The following is a 21,303-nucleotide window of genomic DNA, read 5'->3' as shown; positions in this document are numbered from 1 at the left end:
AAATATGTTTGCAAAAAGAAATGAAATCAAGTATTATTTCTCTATGTATCGTTATCAATAAAGACATGAGGATACAGTAATATAAACACAGTAGCACAGATGAAGGGAGATTTACTATGAAACGTGCGGGGAAATTGTTTTTAGTAGTTGTTCTTGTATTGTCTATGTTTTGGACCTCTACAGGAACATCGAATGTCATGGGAGTATTTGCAGAGAATCTCTCAGGGACACAGAATGTAGACGGGGACAAAGAAAGCACAGAGGATAACACAGAAGAAAAGGACGAAGAGACACAAGAAGCAAAGAAAGCCTCTAAAACAGAGACAGCTGATTCGGAAGAGGTGCAGAAGACGACTTCTAAACAGAAAGAAACGAAGTCAGCGACAGCAAAATCAGAGAAGAGAACAATAAAGTCAACACAAGCGACAACCGCGATGAAAAAGGATACTGACGAAAGTGTTTCTGTACAGGCAGAATCGAATGAGTCTGACAATCTGAAAACACAGGATGCAGAATCAGGCAGTCCGACGGTAACGGAAGTTTCTCTTGATGATTATATTAATACAAGTGCATCAGGTATTTGGATTACGATTAACGGACAGAAAGAAACGCTGGAAGATATTCAGAAGAATAATATAAAGGTTCCGAAGGAGTCTCCGGTAGAAATTAAACTGGAATACGGTGCTATAAGTAATCTGACAGAGAATACGAAGCTCGTTTATCAGATCCCGAATGCGATTACCGTCACGGAAGAAAAGAATGATGGTGAAGTAAAAGATGGAAAAATTATAGCGGGAACTTACAGTATAACAAAGGATGGCAAAGTAACGATTACTCTTAATAAAGAATATCTGCAAGACCGGGAAGGAAAGATTGATGGCGGTACATTTATCGTAGAGGGTAATTTTAAGAAAGACTGGGGCGGAACACCCGGTGGGGACAAGATTGTCTTTGGTAAAGCAGAAGTAACTATCCCATTTGAAGAAAATCAGGTAGTTACAAAGGCAGAACTTTCTTTAAATAAGAAAGTGAAAAAATATAATAAAGATGACAACACCATTACCTATCAGGTTACAGTAAAAGCACCTTCAGATAATACGCAGGATGTACCTGACGTCACAGTGCAGGATACATTTATCACTAATGGAGATAAATTGATTCTGACAGACGGAAGGAAATACGAGATTGTTACTGTACCGGATGGAACAGCATTCGACACATCTTTCGGACAGTGGACAGTTGGTACGATGCATCCGGGAACAAGTTATACATTAGAGTATAAAGTAAAGATCAATCCGACATTTTTCAATGAACTCAGTGATGTAAAAAAAGGAATTAAAAATAAGGCAATTGCCTATTCCGGAACAACTGAAATGAAGAGCGACACAGCCACACAGACTTTTCAGAATAATCTGAATATTGAAAAGTCCAAGGGTAGCGGAGTGATCATCGACAGTGAGACAGGAAAGACATATATTGATTATACGGTAACAGTAACGGCACCGGCAGATAATACAAATGACATGACCAATGTTGTGGTTGATGATGTATTTGGTGATGCAAAGGAAGAAGTAAAATCCTACTCCAACATAAAAGCAACATTGAATGATGGTACAACAACGACAGAATTAAAGAACAGTGTAAATACAACAGTAAATGATGCGACGAATACAAAGTCTTTGAAATGGACAATCGGGACAATGAAGCCGGGTTCCACTGCAACACTTACATACCGTGTAGAATTAAAAGACGATGTATGGGAGCGTGGAAGTGGCTGGGAGATTAATAAGAACCTGGTAAATACTGCAACAGTTAATGCTGACAACATGGATAAAAAGGATGCCGTTGCCACAGTGAATCTCCGTAAAGTATGGATTTGGAAAAGTGCAGATGGAGGCTGGGATGCTAATAAGGACTGGAGCAATGGAAAAGGAAAAGGTTTGTTGCGTTTTACAATTCATGCCAATGAAAGCACTGGTGGTGGTCCGGTACTCGATAAGAATTTTACATTTACCGATGAACTTTCTGGCAATTATGTTTATGATGGAAAAGTTATTGTAAAGGTCTATCAAAAGGGACCTGCTGATAAAGGGAATCTGATTGCAACCAAGGAATTTGGAGTTGACGGCAAGAAAAGCTGGACGTATACCCCAACGGGAGAGATGAGTGGTCCATACTATTATGAGTTTGAATATTATGCCCGTCCGAATACGAATGGTCACGGTGGAGCAGTTTCAAACAAAGCAGGAATTATTGGAAGTGATGGAAGTAACTTTAATCATGAGGTAACCTGGAAGGGAACCGGAAGTAATGAATATTCTTTAAAGAAGGAATATGTCGGTGGAGTTGGTGTTGGAGCAGCCAGATGGAAAACAACGATTCCAAGTAATGTGTATGCAGGGACACACTATGAAGATTATTTATATTATAAATATGATTCGAATACAAAAGTAGATTCTTATCATACATTTACGCAGGAACAGTTAGATGCGATTGTTGTAAAGCTTGGTACAAGAACATTTATAAAGGGAACAGATTATAATGTAACGCCGATACTTGCAACAATTAATAAAGTTGATAAAATAATTGGATTCAATCTGAAATTCCTGACAGACACAGAAACAGTAACGAAAGATAACCCAATTACGATTGAGTATGCATCAACCCCGAACTTAAGTGGAATTGCGACCGGAAAAAATCGTACATTTAAAAACACAGGAAGAATTTATTACGGAAATCTGTACTTAACTGCAAAAGCAGAAACAACATACGCACAATATGCGGATTTCTCAAAAGCTGCCGGAGACTATGATGCGGCAAACAAGCAGCTCGCCTGGTACCTTACACTGAATGAGAACAGCAAGATGAGCGGCAATGCGACAATCACAGAAAATATTCCAGAAGGTCTTAAGTTTGTTAGTGCAGAAATCTCAGAAAAAGGTTCTGAAGCAGCAGGAACAACAATTCAGGTTGATGAGAGGACAAAAGACAGCAAAACCGTCAGGATTAACGTAAGTGGTCTGGTAAGTAATGATCATAGAAACAGAAATGGTTATATTAAGATTAAAGTTATTACAGAAGTAACGGATGTGAATTTCCTTCAGGAAAATAAAACAAAGCAGTTTACCAATTCAGCAGAGCTTGCATACGGTACAGACGAGAAACGTATAGCATCAGCCGTCGCCAATATTACAAATAAGGCATTAAGCAAGGATGCAATTCATAATTCCAGTACGTACCCATATGTGAAATATACAATTAAAGTAAATCCAAACGGATATAACCTGTTAGAGTCAAAAAACACGATTGATGTAGTGGACAGTATGACAGAATACATGATTCTGATGGAAGACAGTGTGGAAGTAAACAGTAATGGAAAGAATCTTTCTTCTGAAGAATGGAGTCTCAGGAATGATGCAGACAATCACCGTTTCATCCTTACTGTACCGGACGATAAACCACTGACAATCACCTATCAAGTGTCAGTCAACAAGCCAACAGGAGAGAAAATAAAGCTTTCCAATGCGGTATATTATTCCGGACATGAGCAGGCAGGAAAGACAGATGAGAGAACCGTTACGGTAATGGATTCTGCGGCAACAGTAACGGGAAGTCTTCTTCTCTATGTAAAGAAGAAAGATTCTTTAACTAAGTCCGTTCTTTCCGGTGCAGACTTCGCTTTGGCAGAGGTTGTGAGAAATGCAGATGAAAGTATCGTATATGAGAATGGAGAGCCAAAGCTTTCTAATACAATGAATGCCACAACAGATAAAGACGGAGAGGCAACGTTCAAAATCAATCAGAATACAGGTAGTGATAAACTGTACTGCTTATATGAAAAGAAAGCACCGGCAAATTATAAAAAGTCAGAAAAGAAAGTTTACGTAGCATTTAAGACACAAAATAATACCGACAATCTGAATATACAGTATGTGCAAAACGGTGGTTCCGTTGAAATGGAAAACACTCCGGTCGGCAGTCTGTCTGTTGAGAAAAAGGTAGTAGGAAACCAGATTCCTGCCGGTGATACAGAATCCGGCTATGAGATGCAGGTAACTGCTGCAGAATCTAATGCCGACAAAGATCTTACAAAAGCCACAGTAACAGCTACAAAAGTTGCAACAGGAACAACAGGCAGTGAGACAATTACACCAGATTCAGCTACTACAGAAGGAACACTTACCTTCCACTTAAAAGCCGGTCATAAAGCAAAAGTAAGCGGACTTCCAGTAGGGACTTACAGCGTGACAGAGAATGTCGCAAACCGAACAGAAACAGATAAAACAGCTTATACGGCAAGTTATTCTGTAGATGGCAATTCTGTCTCAAATGTGGAAGTTACAGTGGCACAGGATGCGGATTCAAGTACAGTTCCAAATGTAACAGTAACCAATACATATAAGACAGAACTGAAAGTTCTTAAGAAAGATATCGGAACAGATGAACCTCTTTTGGGAGCACAGCTTGCAATCTACAATAACTCTGATGTAACTTTTGACAGCGAAGGCAAAGCCACAGTAAAAGCTGGCGCAACAGCCGTAGCATCCTGGACCAGTGGAACAGATGCAAAAGACCTTACCGGAAAGGTAGTGGCAGGTGGAAACTATGTTTTAGTTGAGACAGCCGTGCCAACGAGCGATTATGTTCAGGCAGCGGCCATTCCATTTACAGTGGATGCAGAAGGTCAGATTCAGGTTACTGGTGATAACGCGAAGTATTACGATAATAAGACACATACCATCACATTAAATAACCAGAAAAAGACAGGAAGCCTTACTGTCAAGAAGATTATCGAAGACGGTGAAGCAGACACAGCATTTGACTTTACAGTTACATTTACAAACTTTAATAATGGCAAAGGTGGTGATGTTACTGTCACAAGAAAAGGTAAAGAGGGAAAAGACCAGCCTGAAACAAAAACAGTTAAGCCAGATGCAGATGGAAGTCTTAAATTAGAGCTGAAAGCGTTAACAAATAATGAGGCAGTTAAGATTTCTGGAATTCCATACGGTACATCTTACACAGTAACAGAGACACAGCAGGAAGGCTATCTCGAGACAGCAAACAGCAATCTTACCGGTGTCATTGGAGATAACGGAACAGCGGCGAATGGTGTAGAGCGAGCAACAGATGCAGAAGCTTCTATCACTAACACAAGACTGACCGGATTCACTGTTAAGAAGTTAGCAGAGTACGGACAGTACACACCAGATGCAGAAACAAAGGATAACAAGCAGTTCAAGTTCAAAGTAACTTTAACAAGAAATGATGCGGTTTATACACGCAAGTTCACAATCAAGTACAGCGATAAAGAGCAGAGTGAAGAAGTTAGAGCAACGAATGGTGTATATGAATTCACATTAAAGGATACACAGAGTGCAGCATTCAGCGATCTTCCTTCTGGTACAAAGTACACAGTAGAGGAAGTAGCAGATGCCAATTATGATGCTTCTGTAAAGGTAAATAATACAGCTCAGAATGTGGACAGTAACAACAATGCAGATAACAATAAAAATGTTGCAGCTACAGCAGAAGGAACCATTGATAAAACAGGGGATACCGTAGAATTTACCAACACAAGAAAGCTCGGCGCTTTCTCCTTTACAAAGACTGTAAAAGGGAATATGCAGGATAAGGAGCAGTCCTATGACTTCTATGTTGAAGTAGATGGCAAACCATTCAACAGTAATGCAGCAATCACACAAAAGGACACAGAGAAGTCAGATGATGCAGACACTCAGGATAAGACCAAAGAAGACAAGAGTGAGAATACTGCAGGAACAACTGTTCAGATTACTGACGGCAAGCTCAGCCTAAAAGACGGGCAGACCGCAACAATCGAAAATATCCCAGCCGGTGTATCCTACAGCATTAAAGAAACAACCGGTGACCGTTACGTAACCCTTATCAATAATACGGTTACTGCAGAGACAGCTGGCACAGTAGAAGAAGGAAAAACAAGCGAAACACAGTTTGTCAATCAGGTAATCCATCTTAACGTTACAAAGACAGACTTAACCGGACAGAAAGAAGTTGCCGGTGCAACAATGACGCTTTATAAAGCAGAAGATGTCAACGAAGACGGCACAGTAAAAGACGGTGCCAAAGCGCTTGACAGCTGGATATCCGGTGAAGACAGTTTCTATGATTTTGGTCCGGTTATAAGAGCCGGAGAGTCCTACGTACTTATCGAAACTGCAGCACCAGATGGATATGCTTACGCAAAAAATATTACATTTACTGTGAATGAAGATGGAACGATTAAGACGGATGCAGAGAAGATAACGGATAAAGAAACAGGCGAAGATGACATTTACCTTGTAAAAGATGATGTGACAAGAGTATCTGTCAAAAAAATGGATATTACAGGACAGAAAGAAGTTGCCGGTGCAAGATTTCTCTTAAAAGATAAAGACGGTAATGTAATCGAAAGCTGGATGTCCACAACAGAAGCTCACGTATTTGAACAGAAACTGATTGCTGGTGAAACGTATACTCTTACAGAAGTTACTGCACCAAGTGGTTATGAAGTTGCAGCAGATATTACATTTACAGTAAATAAAGATGGAACTGTTTCTGTTGACGGCAAAGCAGTGGATGGTAACGAAATTGTCATGAAAGATGAGACAACACCGGTTGGAGAAGAAGGAAAACTTGTTGTAAGTAAGCTTGTTACTTTCCAGGGAAAGAATCAGGCAGTTAACAGAACATTCTACGCTGCGTTATTCAGTGATGCGGATTGTACAAAGAAAGTTTCTAATGTAAAAGAACTGAAATGTGAAGGCGCATGGTCGGCATATACCGTATTTGAACACCTTAAAAACGGAACCTACTATGTAGCGGAAACAGATGAAGATGGTAATAAATTAGAATCTTCTGAAGCTTGTAAGATTAAAGGAAACGGAACAAAGTGCGAGATTACTCCAACACAGAAGACCGCCTATACAGTCATTGAAAACCAGCTTCTCATACCGGGAGATGACTTCTTAAATACCTTACATGACCTTACTGTAACGAAAAATGTTACATTAGACGGCAATCCAATTTCTGATAAATACAATGGAACATTCTATGTAAGTCTTTTTACAGATCCTTACTACACAAATCGTATCGATGATGTGAAGGCATTACAGATTCAAAATGGTAAGAGTACATCTGTAAGCTTTATAGACTTGGCAGATGGAACCTATTATGTGGCAGAAACAGATAAAGATGGTAATCCAGTAGAAAATACAGACTTTGGATTTGATGTAACCTATGATGGGGACATTGCCGTTTCCTTTACAGAGGAGAATACAGACAGTGCATTAGGAATCACAAACAATATGACTGAGAGAAATCCGGAATATGATAAATATTTAAAGGAAAAAGATGATAATAATGGAGATAATGATAAAAATAATACCAGCAATCATTCTTCTAATAAAACAACTAAAAAAGGTAAGAACTCAAAGACCGGAGATTACTCACATATCCTGTTCTATGCAGCATTAGCAGCCGCAGCCCTTGTAGTGGGAAGTGCAGAAATGTACCGCAGAATGCACAGGGCAGCAAGAAGAAAGAATAAACACGACAGATAGAATAGTTTGAAATAATTTGACGGACAAAACTGTAAATTAGCAGAAGAAACCGAAAAGGATATCGTATTGCAGATGTAAAAATCCAATAGGATATCCTTTTTGATTTCTCCTATTAACTTTCTGTTTACTCTATGTATGATACTGGACTTTTTATATCGCAAATGATATAGTTTTATCGCAAATATAGCATGAAAAGAACTCAGAAAGCAGAAAATTAAAAATTGGAGAAACACATATGTTAAAATTAATAATCTTTGATATGGATGGTTTAATGTTCGCAACAGAACAGGTAAATTGCAGAGCATTTATGGAAGTTGTAAAAGAAGAAGGATATCACCCGACATTTGAACAGTTTACAAGTTTTCTTGGAATGAATGCGAGAGATATTCAGAAGAAATATTATGATTATTACGGTGAAGATACAGATGCGGAAGGCATTTATAAAAAGGTCGGCAGCCGGGCAAAACAGATTATCAAAGAAGAAGGAGTTCCAGAAAAAAACGGATTGAGAGAGCTACTGAACGCTGTTAAAGAAAAGAAGTTACATACAGCGGTAGCGAGTGGTTCGGATACGTCTGTAATTAAAGAATATTTAGAAAAGACTGGTTTGACAGAATATTTTGATATGGTTCTTTCTTCAAAAGATGTAAAAAGAGGGAAGCCATATCCGGATATTTTTTTAGAAATATGCCAAAAGTTTGATGTAAAACCAGAGGAAACATTAGTATTAGAAGATTCCTCTAATGGTGTACACGCAGCCTTAGCGGGGAATCTTCCTGTTATAAACATTCCAGATCTGCTTCCGATTCCGGAAGAACAACAGGAAAAATGCGTGGCAGTAGTGAGCGATTTAGTTCAAGTGATTCCGTTGCTTGATTTAAAAAAATAGAAATCGAACCTCATCTATTTTTTTGCATATGATAAATAAAACCGGGTGAAAGCAGGAAGTGTTTTCATGGATGACATGAATAAAGATGACATGAGTAAAAAAGAAGATTTTAATTTTGAGTGGCTGCCGGGATTTCGTGAAATGATGGTATGCCAGAATGACAGTCAGACACAATCGTTACTCCCGCCAGAACAGTTGCAGCAGGAAGAACAGAAATACTGGAAAGATTATGAATATCTTATTCAAATGCTGCCGATGGTTGTTCGGGAAGTATGGATTGTTGCGGATGCCTTACTTGACCGGTATGAATATGCGGGAAGCTCTATTTATTCCGAATATCCGGATAAGGTAACTATTTTAAAAATTGCAGATATGGTGTATGATAAGTTAAAGTATCGTGAAGAACAGGAGATGATACAGACGAATGATGAGGCAATGATAAAAAATCCGTATTTTATCGAAGTCTCTCTTCGGGATGGGAACTCTCCGTTTCGTACATTAATACAGGTAGTATTGCACTGGAATATCAATCATCGCAGGCAGCGGTATTATCGCAGACAAAAAGTATTTTCAAATAGATAATTAATATAGATAATTAATATGGAAAAGCGCTATGCGCTTTTCCGCAACAGGAGATGAATTATGGAGTTTTTACTCACGAAGATCAAAGAGAATTTAAATGAACAGATGCTTCTTCTTACCATAAGCAATCCAAGAAAAACAGAGGAGATAAAGAAGTATAATATCCGTCCGGTTTTAGTAAAGGACAAGCTTATGTTTCAGAGTGCGGCATACACAAAAACACAGGTTTTTCATAAGAATCTAAAGAAGAATGAATTAGTGGAAGAATTAGAACGTCTTCTCCCGTCCTATAAACAGGTACAGCTTCAGACGGTGTCTTCCGAACTTACTGCACTCATCAATAAAAAAGGGAAGGCAGCGATCAAAGTAAAGAAGCAGAATAATGTAGTGAAAGCGCAGATGCAAATGGATAAGAGTCATTTGCTGCATAACCGGACAAAGAAGTACATTTTACCGGAAGGGACGGTCGTACCATTTTTAAAAGATCTTGGTGTGATGACAGCAGAAGGAAAGATCGTCCGTACAAAGTATGATAAATATCGACAGATTAACCGCTTCCTTGAATTTATTGAAGATATTCTGCCGCATCTGCCGCAGAATCGTGAGATTACGATATTAGATTTTGGCTGTGGTAAGTCATATCTTACATTTGCCATGTACTATTATTTAAAAAAATTAAAAGGATATGATATCCGCATTATCGGGCTTGATCTTAAGAAAGATGTCATAAAGAACTGCAGCCGTCTGGCAGTGAAATACGGCTATGATAAATTGAATTTTTATGAAGGTTCCATAGAAGAATTTGAAGGAGTAACACAGGTAGATATGGTCGTAACTCTCCATGCCTGTGATACGGCAACAGACTATGCGATGTATAAAGCATTGCGATGGGGAGCATCTGTTATCTTATCTGTTCCATACTGCCAGCATGAGTTAAATAAGCAGATTGCCGCCTCAGAATTTGAACCAATAACAGACTATGGTATTTTAAAGGAGCGTTTCTGTGCACTGGCAACAGACGGTATTCGAGCTAAAATCTTAGAAGAGCAGGGGTATGATACGCAGATTCTTGAATTTATTGATATGGAGCACACGCCAAAGAATCTTTTGATTCGTGCGATACATCGCAAAAAACAATCGGATAAAAAGAAAGAAAAAGCAGCACAGCAGGTAGATGCCTTCTGTAAGCAGTTTGGATTTACCCCAACATTGTGGAAACTTCTTCAGGAAGAAGGAGAAGAAGGAGGTGCGGACGATGAGTAAAAATGTACGGATGGCCATTTTACATATTGCAGTAGCAGCAGTGTGTTTTATTGGCGCATTGATTTTTTTTAACGGCCGTATCAGCATGGAAAAAGGAAGTGCTGTGGCAGAACTTGCCAATCCGTCTTATCCGGTCCTTGAAATAGGGAACGACACAAGCAGTTATAATTTGATGGCGGGATATAAAGAAGATATTGATTTATCTTTAGTGAGAAATCAGATTACATTGACCAATAATAAAAATGCGGTAATTTTAAAGTTGCACGATTATGATTACGACATTACAGCCATTCAGTATACACTATTTGAAAAAACACCGGATAAGCCAACAGAAACCGGTACGCTAAATCAGTTAACCTCAAATAAAAAGAAAAATATTAAGCTGGGAACACTGACCTTTAAAAATACCTTATCGGAAAATAAAGTATATTATCTAAAGTTTGGTGTGCGTCTGGATAACAATACCCGAATTAATTTTTATACGAAGATACAAAGTGGTTCAGGGTATCATTTAGATGATTATCTTGCCTTTGTCCTGAAGTTCCATAATAATCTTTTCAGTAAAGAAACAATGACAGAGAATGCCAGCTATCTGGAAACTTCCGCAGATACGATAGAGGATAACCTTGAATCGGTGAATATCCATTCCGGAAGTGAAGCAATATCCTTTGGCAACATGGAAGTAAAGCAGGAGACAAAGCCAAGAATCACACTGCAGGAAATCAATAACACATACACGGTAATACAGGTAAGTACAATTCTGTCTACAGAAGTCAGTGAAGGTGTCGTTCAGTACTATGATCTAAAGGAGACATATAAACTGCGTTATACAGCAGAAAGGATGTATCTGCTTGATTATGAGCGAACAATGGATGCCTATTATAATTCCTCTATTATAGATTCCGCAAACAATCTTCTCAGTCTGGGAATACAGAACAAGAAGAATATAAATTATGTTTATGCAGACAAAGGTTATAAAGTATGTTTTGCCGTACAAGGACAGCTCTGGTACTATGATTATCAGTCTTCAGATATGTACAAGATATACAGCCTTTCATCAGAAAATCTGCCGGATATAAGGAATGCGGCAAGTAATCATGGAATAAAGTTATTAAGTATGGACAAGAAAGGAAACATTTTTTATCTTGTTTACGGCTATATCAATCGCGGCAGACATGAGGGAATGAATGGAATTCAGATCATGAAATATAATGCCGGAACAAACTGTAACGAGGAGATATCCTTCTTATCAACTTCGCTGCCATACGACAGTATGAAAGAAGATCTTGAAAAATTCTCCTACCTGAATTCAAAATCCGTATTTTACTGTATCCTTGAAGGAGATTTACATGAAATTGATCTGGAAAAGAAGTCAGATAAAATCGTAGAAGCCGGACTTGTAAACGAAAGCCTTACGGCATCCAAAGATCAGAGCATCATTGCCATAGAAAAAGAGCAGGACATTTACAAGAATAAAAAGATAGAGATGATAGACTTAGAATCCGGTAAAAAGCAGAACTTTACATGTAATTTTGATAAAAGAATTCGTGCAGTCGGATTTTTATCAAATGATTTCATTTACGGTGAAGCAGATGCCGCTGATGTGTCAAAAAGCAGAAATGGAATGATTAACTTCCCAATCACAAAGATCCATATCGTTGGTATTGATGGAAAAACGATCAAAGAATATCAGAAAAGCGGACGATATATCATGGATACCGAAATAAAAGGCAGCATCCTTGAAATGACACTTGGTAAAAGATCAGGAAACAAGATTCAAAAAACAAACACAAAAGATTACATCCGTTATAAAGAAGAGGAAGCGGAAGATGCGGTAACACTCACTTCCAAATATACAGATACCTATTGGACACAGCTGTATTTCAAATTCCCGAATTACATATACATTCAGGTAGTTCCGGACTTGCTGTTAACGAAAATAATGGTAAATGAAGACGATGTAACCTTGAAACTTTCCAATAGCGGCGAGCAGGTAGAACAGTACTATGTATATGCATCCGGTGTACAAAAAGCAGTCTATACGAATCTCACAGAAGCAATCGCACGAGCATATGAAGAGCGGGGAAATGTAATCGACAGCAAAGAAAATATCCTGTGGAAATGTATTTACGCAGACTATGCACAGGTAGCCGGAATGGATAATGTCATAAAAACTGGCACAGACAGTACATCACTCGCAGGATGTCTCTCCATGATCGCCGCAGTCAATGGAAAAGAAGTAACACCAGGCAGTATAAACATCGAAAAAGATAATATAGAAGAACTCATGAAAAAATATAGCGGTCACACCACACGCAACCTCATCGGCTGCACAGTAGACGAAATACTCTATTACGTCAGTCAGGGAAGCCCGGTACTCGCCAAAATAAGCAGCAGCCGCTACGTTATCGTCATGAGCTATAACGCAACCAAAATAAGATACTTAGACCCTGTAACTGGACAATCCACAGCAGTCTCCAGAACAGAAGTCACAAATCGATTAGAAAAAACAGGAAAAGTATTTTATTCCTATTTGATTCATTAGGGGAAAACAGACGAAAATAAAAAGAATAGACCATAGGAAATGTAAAGATATCACTGCGCAGAAAATGCCTAATCGGCATTTTTACTTGCTCTCACATTACATTTCCTATGGTCTATTCTTTTTATTTTCTGTGTTTTGGCTCCACGTGGAATGAATGCAATAGTCTTAGGGGATGAGGGGAGAAGTCAGAAGGCTACTGCTACTCAGAAAGTATGCCTGATCGGCATTTTTACTTGCTCTCACATTACATTTCCTATGATCTATTCTTTTTATTTTCTGTGTGTTGGCTTCACGTGGAATGAACAAAATAGGCTATATCGAAATAAGCCACAACCTTCCGTCCCCTTCCCCATCTCTTTCTCAAATACTACTGGCATTCATTCCTTTTGAAGCCCAAACACAGAAAATAAGAATCCCCAGGTCCTCTCATTTTGTATTTATCAAAGTCAGAAAAACGGAAAAAAATAATATAACAGATGTGGCTTGGGAGAGGATTTTAAGATGTGGATGAGCATCTTAAAATTCACGACGATAGAACAGCTGTTATATTATTTTTTTCCGTTTTTCGTCTACTTGACTAAATACAAAACCACCAAATGTAGGGGGTAGAAGAGGTAAAAGAAGTATTTATGATTTTTCCCTTTTTCTCCGCTATATAAGCGTAAAAGCAAGCTGTCTGCGAGGGCAGATATCTGTACCGGAAAGGGTGGGATATAAGTTAGAAGCACAGTGGGTGCGATGTCTATAAGACTTTCTTTTATTGTAAGTCCGGTATTATTTTCTCTTTCCTTATAAGATGAGTAAAAAAGAAAAATGCACAGAATCCCGGCGGCTCCGCAGTCTGTCTGGAAAATTTCACTAAGGCAGCAGAAAAGGATCAGGGTGTCGATATTTTTATAGATACTATATTGGCCGTACGGCTGTTTTCTTTCCATTAAGAGCATGGCAGTAAAACCTAAAAATAAAGTAAATAGTACATTTTGCTGTTGGAAGGCTGCTGAAAAAACAGAAAGCGGATGCTGCAGCTGTGCGAGAAAATCTGGTCTGTCAACGGGCAGATATCGGAATGCCAGATCATAAGGCAGTTCAGATAAAACAGCAAAAATAAATAATCGCTGCTGATATCTTTTTTTATTCCTTGTGTGGAAGAAGCCTTCAACAAGAAGAAAACAAAAGAGTGGAAAGGAAAGTCTGCCAGCTGCCCGTAAAATAAAGTAGATACTTTCAGACAGGGAAGCTTGAAAAAGAACAGCGATATGGTCAATAAGCATGGAAATAACAGCAATAAATTTCAGATGATATCCAGATAATTTTTTCAAGTTCACAATCTCTCCATTTCTTTATGGTATACTTTAACGATATAATGTTTCAGAATTACGGGAGCTGCATTAGCTGCGGAGTAATTCGTGACATCATGATATTTAAATTTTATAACAGTCTGATTATAACGGAAAATACAGCAAAAGAAAAGGAAGAATCCATGGTATTTTATTCAGAGTACCATATTAAGATATCTTGCAATTTTTTTTGAAGAATGGGAAAGATAAAGAAAAGGTGTTATAATAGATTGCATAACAACGGTAAGATACAAAACCGCGGAGGTGACTATGAGTAAGAAACATAACGGATTATTATGGCGGGTGCTTAAAATATGGGGTACCTGTCTGGTAATTGCTTTTTGTGTACTTGGTGCAATCGCAATAAAAAGAGTAGGTGTGCCAGTCGTCACGATGTATAAAGAGGCGAGCAGGGATGTATCAAAAAGCAGTAAGGACACATTTAAGGCAGAACAGACATCGATCGTATATGATGCAGATGGGAATGAGATAAAGAAGTTAAAACAGGAAAAGGATGTCTCTTATCTTGATTATGAAGATATTCCAGATGCAGCAAAGCTTGCGATTATTTCGATCGAAGACAAGAATTTTACGACACACCATGGAATTGATATCGAAGGTGTGGCTCGTGCCGGACTTTCTCTTGTCTTAAATCGAGGAAACATTACGATGGGTGGAAGTACGATCACACAGCAGCTTGCAAGAAATATCTTTCTTGGCTATGAAAAGACGTACAGCCGTAAAATAAAAGAAATGTTTATTGCCGTAGCGTTAGAGCAGAAGTATACCAAGCAGGATATTCTTGAATTTTACCTGAATAATGTATACTTTGCAAACGGTTATTACGGAATAGAATCCGCTTCTGAAGCATATTTTAACAAAAATGCAAAAGATTTATCTATTTCCCAGATTGCATTTTTATGCTCTATTCCGAACAGCCCGGGGCGCTACGATCCTTATAAACATAAAGATTCTACAATAAAGCGTCGTGACCGTATTTTAAAAAATATGTATGAGGACGGTTATATCAGCCAGAGCCAGTATGAGAAGTCTGTTGATGAAAATATAACGATCATGCCAAAGAAAGAAACAACGACGAATGACTATGCGGAGACGTATATTTTAAAATGTGCAACAGAAGCACTGATGAAAGAACAGGGCTTTGAATTTAAAACAACATTTTCCAGTACTTCAGAAAAAGAAAGCTATAACGATGAGTATGATGAACTGTATAATACATGCAAAAAAAGCTTATATTCCGCAGGGTATCGTATTTATACATCCATTAATATGGAGAAACAGAAACAGCTTCAGGATTCTGTATCCTCTCAGCTTTCCATGTTTACAGAAAAAACAGATGATGGTGTTTACAAAGTACAGGGTGCAGCCGTCTCTATTGATAACTCTACCGGAAAGGTGGCAGCAATCGTAGGAGGTCGTGAAGAAGATCAGGAAGGATATGGCTTAAACCGAGCATATCAGAGTTTCCGTCAGCCAGGAAGTGCGATAAAGCCTCTCCTCGTATACACACCGGCACTGGAAAAAGGCTACACACCAAACAGTACATTAGATGACAGCCGAATGACTGGAAACGATGCAGTATCCAACGCAGGATATTCCTATTCTGGCTCTATTTCCTTAAGAAGAGCGGTAGAGAAGTCCAGTAATGTAGCGACCTATCGTCTGTATGAAGAACTTGGAACCCGTACTTGTATGAAGTACTTAGAAGCATTGAACTTTAAAGGTCTTGATAAGAAAGATTATAAATATAATACAACCTGCCTTGGTGGATTTACAAATGGAACAACCGTTGTAGAAATGGCAGCAGGTTACGCTACGATTGCGAATGATGGAGAGTACCGTACACCAGACTGTATCATAAAAATAACCGATGCAAAAGGAAATGATATTGTACCGGAAGATACATCCACCAAATCCGTATATTCCAGCAGCGCATCCAGAATGATGACAAGCGTTCTGCAAAGTTGTGTAACAGAATACGAAGGAACAGCCCATGTCTGTCAGTTAGATGTAGATATGCCGGCAGCCTGCAAGACAGGAACAACCAATAATTATGTAGATGGATGGCTCTGCGGCTACACACCATACTATACAACAGCAGTGTGGGTAGGAATGGATGTCTATAAATCCGTAGATAATTTAAAAGGAAATACTTATCCGGCAAGCATTTGGACAAACTACATGAATAAGATTCACCAGGGATTACCTCGCAAAGAATTTGAATCCTATTTAGGAGATACCGAAAGCACAACAGAAGCGACTACGGAATCTACCGAAGACGACACCGAAAGCACAACAGAAGCAACAACGGAAGCTATCGAAGATGATGACACAACATCTAACACAACAGAAGCCGACGATTCCGGCAGCGACTCCAACGATTATTATGATCAAGATGATTATAATAACGATGATAGCTATAATGATAATAACCATAATAATAACTATAATAATGGAAATAACAATAATGGAAACAATGACAGCTATGATAACGGCTATAACGGAGACGGTGGTGCTGATAGCGGAAACGATAGCGATAGCGGAGGAAATAGCGATGGAGAAGAGGGCGAATAGACCCCACTGAAAAGGAAGATGTTGAGAGCTGAATTGTAGTTGGTCTTCTAAAGAAAAAAGAATGATTATAAGTTTGATTTTGTTTGGTTGCGCTAAACGCTTCATTTTGCCTCAAAAAACGAAAACTTCGGAAAAACGAGTCCGAAGTTTTCAGAGTCAAAATTCCACAGCGCAAAGGCACAAAATGCAATACTTATAACCATTCTTTTTTCTTTACCATAGTTTTCTTACAATTCAGCATGAAATTTTGTTTGGTTGCGCTAAACATTCCATTCTGCCCAGAAAAACAGGAACTTGGGAAAAACGAGTCCCAAGTTCCTATGGTCAAAATTCCATAGCGCAAAGGCGCAAAATGTTAAAGTGCCTGTTAAAACCTGTTTGACAATAGGAAAGGAATAGAATATACTATACTTAACAGGAAAGCCGGAAGGTAAACGCAACTTACCCGTCCCGGCGAATTAAAACTATTTGTTAAATAGCCGTTCTATTCTTTCCAGGGAGCAGGACGGCTATTTTTTATGTGTATAATCAAGTATTGCAACAATAAGCACCGCAACGGATACAATGAGCTGTAATTCTTCATATGTACTCATATAGCACCACCTCCGAACAGGCTCGGAACGGGTGCGGCACGTCCCCCGGCTTCCCGATTAAGTATATTATATATCAAAACCATCCAGCCGCTGAAACAAAATTATATGCGGAATTGTAAGAAAACTATGGTAAAGAAAAAAAGAATTTTTATAGGTATTGCATTTTGTGACTTTGTGCTATGGAATTCTGACCGTAGGAACTTGGGACTCGTTTTTCCCAAGTTCCTGTTTTTCTGGGCAGAATGGAATGTTTAGCGCAACGGAACAAAATCAAACTTATAAAAATTCTTTTTTTCTTTAGAAGACCAACTACAATTCAGCTCAATATCTTCCTTTTCAGCGGTGTCTGTTTCCAGGAAAATTCTATTTTTCTTCTTTAATTGTATGGAACTGTTTGTACTCCTCTAATCTCTTTGTAATTCTGTCATGAGGATTTAAGATTGCACTGATAGAAGCCTCATGGTTGATAGAATCAATTAAGAGAGCAATGTACTTGGCAACATCACAACTTACATACCATGGACGCTCAAAGAGGTCTGGGCGCTGGTAAGTACAGTTTGTAGTGATCACCTTATAAATAAGTCCTTCTTCGTAAGCTTTATCGAAAGATTCCAGTCCGTTAGTGAACATACCAAAAGTAGAGATGCAGAATACACGACGTGCCTTTCTTCTCTTTAACTCTCTTGCAACGTCTAACATACTTTCACCGGAAGAAATCATATCATCGATGATCATTACGTCCTTACCTTCAACAGAAGAACCTAAGAACTCGTGAGCAACGATCGGGTTACGTCCGTCAACGACAACAGAATAATCTCTTCTCTTATAGAACATTCCGATATCTACACCAAGAACGCTGGAGAAGTACATTGTACGGTTCATAGCACCTTCATCCGGGCTGATTACCATTAAATGTTCGTTATCAATCTCAAGATCGTTTGTAGAGCGAAGTAAAGCCTTGATGAACTGATAAGTAGGCATGATATTGTCAAAACCTTTCAGTGGGATCGCGTTCTGTACACGAGGGTCATGTGCATCAAATGTAAGAACGTTATCAACACCGATTGCTGTAAGTTCCTGCAATGCGTAAGCACAGTCTAAAGACTCTCTGGAGCTTCTCTTATGCTGACGGCTCTCATAAAGGAACGGCATGATAACAGTAATGCTCTTTGGCTTACCGGAGGCAGCGCCGATGATACGCTTAACATCTGCGTAAATATCATCAGGAGACATATGGTTTTCATGACCACATACTTTATATTTTAAACTATAATTAAGAACATCTGCAAGGATATAAAGATCTACGCCACGAACAGAATCGGAGATGAGTGCCTTTGCTTCACCGGTTCCGAAACGGGAACAGGTTGCATCGATAATATAAGTATCCTGCTCGTAATCTTTAAATACAACATTCTCTTTGTGTTCATGTTCACGCTCTTTACGCCAGTTTACAATATACTGGTCGATTCTCTTTCCAAGCTCTGCACAGCTAGGGTGAACAATAATTCCAAGCTTACCTACAGGAACGGTTGCAAATTTGCTATCATCTGGTCTCATGTGTTTTACTCCTTTAATCATATAATTATTATGTGAGATAAATCATATTACAATTCCTTTATAACATCCCTTCTCTTATTCGTCAAGGGAGGAGAAAGCCTTTTTAATGCGAATGTCTTCTCCGTAAATATGTAAAAGGGTGTAGGACTGTATGATTCTTGAAAAAACTCTTTCTGTGTAAGAACGGTTAATCTGTTCTAAAGAAAGATTTGTACTTATAATAGTAGATTTTTTATTGAGAATTCTCTCATTAATACATAAAAAAAGCTGAGAATTAATAAAAGAATTATTCAGCTCTGTACCGAGATCATCAATTATAAGAAGATCACAGTGTAAAAAGGCGGGAAGGGTCTGCGCATTATTTGTCCCGCGGCGAAATGTATAGTCGGCAAGCTGGTCAAAAAACTGATAGGCAGTCAGATAAATAACTCCTTTTCCACGACTCAGCAGCTCTCCGGCAATACAGTTCGAAAGAAATGTCTTTCCGACACCGGCATTCCCATAAATAAAAAGATTCTGTCCGGGACGGGAATCAAAACATTCGATAAAAGAACGGCTTACCGATAAAACATTTTCAATATTCTCGCGAGGAGAAAGTCGTTCTCTTCCGCTTCGCTGCGAAGAATAGTAATCTGTGCGGAAAGCGGAAAAACATTCGTTACCGGCAGAATCTTCAATATTAGATTGTCTGTAAAGAATCTCGCGAATCTTCTGCTGGAAACAATGACACTTTTTATCTCCGATATAGCCGGTATCCTTACATTCTGGGCAGTCATAGATCGGATCAAGATAATCTGCCGGATAATCATGAATCGCCAGCAGGTTGACCTTTTCCATGGAAAGATCGTAAATGGTACTCTGCAGCGACTTCTTAGCATCCGCATTCGATATCTTTTTCAGAAGCATCTCCTTTGCTTTTGCGACAGAAACATGAGCAATCTCCTCATCAATACGGCGAATCTCCGGAATAAGAGCATAGATTCGTTCTTTACGTTCCTGTTCCGCCATATAATTACGGCGGCGTACTGCATCATATTCATTCATAATATCCTGATATTGTCTGGTGGAAATACCCATAGTTACCTCCTGGTCTTATCAAGAAGACGAGATTCTAAATCGCTGTAATCATAAGTTCTTTGCTCAAAATTATGGAACTGATTTGCCGATGTATTGGATGTATTCTTCCTGGCAGCAGTGCCGGTCATTCCTTTACGTGGCTGTCCCTGCGCATATCCAGCAGAAGAAGCCGAGGTAGGAGAGGCCGCATTCGAAGAACGGTGTTTATCATCTAGATGCTTAATATCTGAAGTGCTTCTAACACCAAGACGCTTCCAGTCTTCTAAGATCTTATTAGCATATGGAAAACTTGCCTGGTGTGTGGCAAGCAGGGTCCGGCTGCAAGCCTCAATAATAATATCGGTGCCAAGACCAAGAGAATTCCACTTCTTTATGTAGTCAAGCTCCGCTGAGCCCGGATCACGATTCGAAATGCCGAATGCCTTCATAATAGGAAAAACATTCTGTGAATATAATGTACTTTGCTCCTTTGCTTCCTGAACACTTGTGATGCCCTGCTGATACCAGTTGATCGCTACACTTTCGATATAACGGACACTCTTCTTTCCGCGGGAGACACAGTATTCGATCAGATACTCCATCAGATCAGAAGAAAAGTGAAGCTGGTCGTTAATGTAGCAGAAGCTATTCAGCTCTGATGTGGAAAATGGACGACCAATATAAGTTTCTGCCATATAAATCGTACGTTCAAGATCGGTATCCTTCATAGAATTCTCCACATCCGTAGGACTTAATGTAGTCTTCTCCGGTACAGAAGTAATCGTTGGTGAAAGAGTTCCTTGTTGTGAAGAAGCCCCTTTTTGTGTCCCTGTAGAAGCCGCAGAAGCTGTCTTCTCCGGCACAGAAGGCTCGGAAGCCTGTAAAAGACCAGCTTTTTCCCAGTAGGAAAGTGCACGCAAAACATCTTTTCGTGTCAGTTCCAGATGATCCGCAAGATGATCCACATCTACGGGAAGCCCCATACCCTGCAGACGAAGAATCAGAAGATAAATCTTAACATATTCTCCATCCGCTTTTATCATATATTCATCAATAAATTTGTTTGGCAGAACAGTAACTTCATTCTGTACATTGTAAAGTAAAGTAATCTTATCGCTCATTATACCCCTTATTTCTATCATCTGTAGTCTATATATGTAGTCTGGTGATTATCTTGTGCTTCTGAGTATAGAATAGCACACCCACAACAAAAAATACAGTTTCAAATCTGGGGATAATGTGGATAGAATTGGGGATAACCCCTGTATAAAACCTTGATAGATTGTGTGGATAGTTTTGTGGATAA

Annotated in this window: 10 protein-coding genes; 6 read left to right on the top strand and 4 right to left on the bottom strand. The window is 38.9% G+C overall.

Translation table 11 applies throughout. The features are described 5' to 3' along the window. Positions 1–116 precede the first annotated feature (116 nt). The 5 genes from FYJ25_RS08345 (at position 117) to FYJ25_RS08325 (ending at position 12,859) form a co-directional block, all read left to right on the top strand. Positions 117–7,580 carry a SpaA isopeptide-forming pilin-related protein gene (locus tag FYJ25_RS08345; protein WP_154581039.1) on the top strand — a complete coding sequence of 2,488 codons (7,464 nt, stop codon included), beginning with the start codon at positions 117–119 and terminating at the stop codon, positions 7,578–7,580. Positions 7,581–7,815: 235 nt separating this feature from the next. Beyond that, positions 7,816–8,469 (top strand): HAD family hydrolase, encoded by a 654-nt coding sequence (locus FYJ25_RS08340; RefSeq protein WP_154581038.1) that lies wholly within the window; start codon positions 7,816–7,818, stop codon positions 8,467–8,469. A gap of 66 nt (positions 8,470–8,535) precedes the next feature. Continuing rightward, positions 8,536–9,051, top strand: a complete 516-nt coding sequence (locus FYJ25_RS08335; protein WP_096241386.1) for a hypothetical protein — start codon at positions 8,536–8,538, stop codon at positions 9,049–9,051. Positions 9,052–9,111: 60 nt separating this feature from the next. Beyond that, positions 9,112–10,314: a class I SAM-dependent methyltransferase gene (locus tag FYJ25_RS08330; protein ID WP_154581037.1), complete on the top strand. Its 1,203-nt coding sequence runs from the start codon at positions 9,112–9,114 to the stop codon at positions 10,312–10,314. After that, on the top strand, positions 10,307–12,859 hold the full coding sequence (locus tag FYJ25_RS08325) for a hypothetical protein (RefSeq protein WP_154581036.1): 2,553 nt from the start codon (positions 10,307–10,309) through the stop codon (positions 12,857–12,859). Before FYJ25_RS08330 ends, FYJ25_RS08325 begins: the two co-directional genes overlap by 8 nt. A gap of 569 nt (positions 12,860–13,428) precedes the next feature. Here the strand turns inward: FYJ25_RS08325 and FYJ25_RS15160 are convergent. Further along, positions 13,429–14,130, bottom strand: coding sequence for a TraX family protein (locus FYJ25_RS15160; protein ID WP_408608962.1), 702 nt, complete (start codon positions 14,128–14,130; stop codon positions 13,429–13,431). Between the two features lie 336 nt (positions 14,131–14,466). On the opposite strand from FYJ25_RS15160, the gene FYJ25_RS08315 reads away from it, so the two are divergent. Further along, positions 14,467–16,791 (top strand): transglycosylase domain-containing protein, encoded by a 2,325-nt coding sequence (locus FYJ25_RS08315; RefSeq protein WP_154581034.1) that lies wholly within the window; start codon positions 14,467–14,469, stop codon positions 16,789–16,791. Between the two features lie 956 nt (positions 16,792–17,747). Here FYJ25_RS08315 and FYJ25_RS08310 read toward each other — a convergent pair. From FYJ25_RS08310 to FYJ25_RS08300, 3 genes are all read right to left on the bottom strand, one after another. Next, positions 17,748–18,941 (bottom strand): ribose-phosphate pyrophosphokinase, encoded by a 1,194-nt coding sequence (locus tag FYJ25_RS08310; protein ID WP_147607948.1) that lies wholly within the window; start codon positions 18,939–18,941, stop codon positions 17,748–17,750. Positions 18,942–19,016: 75 nt separating this feature from the next. After that, positions 19,017–20,018: an ATP-binding protein gene (locus tag FYJ25_RS08305; RefSeq protein ID WP_096241380.1), complete on the bottom strand. Its 1,002-nt coding sequence runs from the start codon at positions 20,016–20,018 to the stop codon at positions 19,017–19,019. A gap of 2 nt (positions 20,019–20,020) precedes the next feature. Further along, the gene (locus tag FYJ25_RS08300; protein ID WP_162290871.1) at positions 20,021–21,118 is read right to left on the bottom strand and encodes a DnaD domain-containing protein; all 1,098 of its coding nucleotides are present in this window, start codon (positions 21,116–21,118) and stop codon (positions 20,021–20,023) included. Between the last annotated feature and the right edge of the window lie 185 nt (positions 21,119–21,303).

This window comes from Anaerobutyricum soehngenii (assembly GCF_009697165.1).
Classification (GTDB): Bacteria; Bacillota; Clostridia; order Lachnospirales; family Lachnospiraceae; genus Anaerobutyricum; species Anaerobutyricum soehngenii.
Note: the sequence above shows the minus strand (reverse complement) of the source record. Positions and strands in the feature narration are given on the sequence as shown.

Coding starts and splice junctions, on each gene's coding strand:
- FYJ25_RS08300 (WP_162290871.1), bottom strand. CDS start 21,118: ATGAGCGATAAGATTACTTTACTTTACAATGTACAGAATGAAGTTACT.
- FYJ25_RS15160 (WP_408608962.1), bottom strand. CDS start 14,130: ATGCTTATTGACCATATCGCTGTTCTTTTTCAAGCTTCCCTGTCTGAA.
- FYJ25_RS08330 (WP_154581037.1), top strand. CDS start 9,112: ATGGAGTTTTTACTCACGAAGATCAAAGAGAATTTAAATGAACAGATG.
- FYJ25_RS08315 (WP_154581034.1), top strand. CDS start 14,467: ATGAGTAAGAAACATAACGGATTATTATGGCGGGTGCTTAAAATATGG.
- FYJ25_RS08325 (WP_154581036.1), top strand. CDS start 10,307: ATGAGTAAAAATGTACGGATGGCCATTTTACATATTGCAGTAGCAGCA.
- FYJ25_RS08335 (WP_096241386.1), top strand. CDS start 8,536: ATGGATGACATGAATAAAGATGACATGAGTAAAAAAGAAGATTTTAAT.
- FYJ25_RS08305 (WP_096241380.1), bottom strand. CDS start 20,018: ATGGGTATTTCCACCAGACAATATCAGGATATTATGAATGAATATGAT.
- FYJ25_RS08345 (WP_154581039.1), top strand. CDS start 117: ATGAAACGTGCGGGGAAATTGTTTTTAGTAGTTGTTCTTGTATTGTCT.
- FYJ25_RS08310 (WP_147607948.1), bottom strand. CDS start 18,941: ATGAGACCAGATGATAGCAAATTTGCAACCGTTCCTGTAGGTAAGCTT.
- FYJ25_RS08340 (WP_154581038.1), top strand. CDS start 7,816: ATGTTAAAATTAATAATCTTTGATATGGATGGTTTAATGTTCGCAACA.